General features: G+C 62.9%; 2 protein-coding genes. One reads left to right on the top strand and one right to left on the bottom strand.

The window, feature by feature from the left end:
* Nucleotides 1-261 carry a hypothetical protein gene (locus EN906_RS28975; protein WP_081734943.1) on the bottom strand — a complete coding sequence of 87 codons (261 nt, stop codon included), beginning with the start codon at nt 259-261 and terminating at the stop codon, nt 1-3.
* A gap of 194 nt (nt 262-455) precedes the next feature.
* On the opposite strand from EN906_RS28975, the gene EN906_RS28970 reads away from it, so the two are divergent.
* A partial coding sequence (locus EN906_RS28970; RefSeq protein ID WP_127375559.1) for a hydantoinase/oxoprolinase family protein occupies nt 456-3,016 on the top strand: 2,561 nt, incomplete at its 3' end.

Below are 3,016 nucleotides of genomic sequence, written 5' to 3'. Positions count from 1 at the left end.
CTACTGCGCGGGCGCAGGAGCTGGTGTTGCCGGAGCCGGCTCGGCAGGCTTCTCGGGTGTGATGCTCTTCGTGGTAGAATTATCCGTTGCCGGAGGCGTCGCGGCCGGCGGCGTGGCTTCCGGAGTAGCCGGCTTCATCGGTTCCTCGGCGGCCGGCGGATTGGTGCTCTGGGTGGTGGTATTGTCCGTACCGCTGTCACTGCAGGCGGCGACGCCAAGCAAGGCCAGAGCGGAAACGGACGCGAGAATGAGCTTTTTCATTTGTCTCTCCTTCAACACACGCTCACGTTGCCGTGAGCGGTCGAAGGACAAATGCGTCAGACGGCCATGAGTTTCGTAACGTTGCGTTTCGACATGTAACATCGTCTGGTTCATTTGCGATTGCCGCTCAGGCCGTGGCGAACTAACAGCATGTGCCGAACCACCGATTGAACGTAAAAGCGCCAGGGGCTGTCATGACCGCAAAATGGGATTTCTGGATCGACCGCGGCGGCACATTCACCGATATCATCGGCCGAGATCCGGAAGGCGGGCTGCACCCGCGCAAGCTTCTCTCCGAAAATCCCGAAGCCTACAACGATGCTGCCATCCAGGGCATTCGCGACCTTCTTGGCTTGTCGGCCGGCGACACGATCCCGAGCGGCCTGATCGGCGACATCAAGATGGGCACCACGGTTGCAACCAATGCGCTGCTGGAGCGCAAGGGCGACCGCGTGCTTTTGCTCATCACCAAGGGCTTTCGTGATGCGCTGAAGATCGCCTATCAGGCGCGTCCGGACATCTTCGCCAAGGAGATCATCCTTCCCGAACAGCTCTACGAGCGGGTCATCGAAATCAACGAGCGTGTGCGCGCCGATGGCTGCGTCGAACAATTGCTCGACATCGCCGCCTGCCGGCCGGCGATCGAACAGGCCAGGGCCGATGGCATCGATGCGGTCGCCATCGTCTTCATGCACGCCTGGAAATACCCCGACCACGAGAAGGCGGTGGCAAAAGTCTGCCGCAAACTTGGTTTCGCCCAAGTCTCCGTCAGCCATGAGGTCTCGCCGCTGATCAAGCTGGTCGGCCGCGGCGACACCGCGGTGGTCGATGCCTACCTGTCGCCGATCCTGTCCCGCTATGTGCAAAGGGTTGGCCAAGAGCTCGGCGTCCTCTCCCCCCTCGAGGGGGGTGAGGAGCGATGGGCCGAAGGCCGAGAAAAAGCCAGCGATTTGGCTTTTTCAGCGACGAACGCCCGAAGCCATAGCGAAGGGCAGTCGGCAAAGCGGGCAGAGGGGGTCCTCTCGGAAGGCACCGCCACGACGTCGAGCCCGGTCGATCCGACCCCACCCGGCGCCTTTGCCGCCATCCTCCCCTCGAGAGGGAGGGAAAGCCCTCGCCTCATGTTCATGATGTCGTCGGGCGGTCTCACCGCCGCCGACATGTTCCAGGGCAAGGATGCGCTGCTGTCAGGACCGGCCGGCGGCGTCGTCGGCATGGTCGAGACAGCCAGGCTCGCCGGCTTCGACAAGGTCATCGGCTTCGATATGGGCGGCACCTCCACCGATGTCGCCCACTATGACGGCGAATACGAACGCGCCTTCGACACCGAGGTCGCCGGCGTGCGCATCCGCGCGCCGATGATGCGCATTCATACCGTCGCCGCCGGCGGCGGCTCGATCCTGCATTACGAGGCCGGCCGCTTCCGGGCCGGACCGGATTCGGCTGGCGCCAATCCCGGCCCGGCAGCCTACCGGCGCGGCGGCCCGCTCGCCGTCACCGACGCCAACGTCATGCTTGGCAAGCTGCAGCCCGATTTCTTCCCGGCGATTTTTGGACCCGGCCAGGACGAGCCGCTCGACGTCGAGACGGTGCGAGCAAAATTTGCGGCACTCGCCGCCGAAATCGGCGATGGGCGGTCGCCCGAGACTGTCGCCGAAGGGTTCGTCACCATCGCCGTGGAGAACATGGCCAATGCCATCAAGAAGATCTCCGTGCAGCGCGGCTACGACGTCACCGAGTATCTCCTCAACTGCTTCGGTGGCGCCGGCGGCCAGCACGCTTGCCTGGTCGCCGACGCGCTCGGCATGGAGGCGGTGCTGATCCATCCCTTCTCTGGCCTGCTGTCGGCCTATGGCATCGGCCTGTCCTCGGTCTTTGCCTCGCGCCAGCAAGCGCTGCTGAAACCGCTTGCCGAAGAGTCCAGAACGGAGATCGGCAACCTCATTGCCATTTTGAGAAAAGCCGTTGTGGCCGAACTCGCGGCGCAAGGCATCGGCGAGGATACCGTCGCCACGAAGCCGGTGCTGCACATTCGCTATGATGGCACCGACACGACACTGCCGGTGAATTTCGAGGCGGATTCGATTTTCCAGGCCAGGCGCGATTTTGAAGTCGCCCACAAGGCGCAGTTCGGTTTCGTCTATGACGACAAGCCGATGATCGTCGAGACCGTCGGCGTCGAAGGCACCGACACCGGCGGTACCGGGCGCGACGAAACTGAATCACGAACCGAAGACCTTGCCGTAAACCCTTCGCAAACCCGCGAAATCTTCACCGAGGGAGAGTGGCGCACTTCACCCATCTTCCGCCGCGAAGCGCTGAAACCGGGAAACAGGGTTGCCGGACCTGCCTTGATTATCGAGCCTAACCAGACGATCGTCATCGAGCCGGGCTGGCTGGCCGAAATCACCGCCAGGAACCATGTGCTCCTGCGCCGTGTCGAGAAAAAGCGCCGGCAGGCAGCGCTCGGCACGGAGGCCGATCCGGTCATGCTGGAGGTCTTCAACAACCTGTTCATGTCGATCGCCGAGCAGATGGGCGTGACGCTGCAGAACACCGCCTATTCCGTCAACATCAAGGAAAGGCTGGATTTTTCCTGTGCAGTCTTCGATCGCACCGGCGCACTGGTCGCCAATGCGCCGCACATGCCGGTACATCTCGGCTCGATGGACCGCTCGGTCGAAACCATCATCCGGCTGAATTCCGGCGACATCCACCCCGGCGACGTCTTTGCCCTCAACGCGCCCTACAATGG

Origin of the sequence: Mesorhizobium sp. M7A.F.Ca.CA.004.06.1.1 (assembly GCF_003999135.1) — a bacterium.
Classification (GTDB): Bacteria; Pseudomonadota; Alphaproteobacteria; order Rhizobiales; family Rhizobiaceae; genus Mesorhizobium.
The sequence above is the reverse complement of the archived record's forward strand: the minus strand, read 5'-3'. Positions and strand labels throughout refer to the sequence as shown.

Bases quoted from the DNA above. Each gene is read 5' to 3' on its own strand.
- EN906_RS28975 (WP_081734943.1), bottom strand. From the start codon at position 261: ATGAAAAAGCTCATTCTCGCGTCCGTTTCCGCTCTGGCCTTGCTTGGC.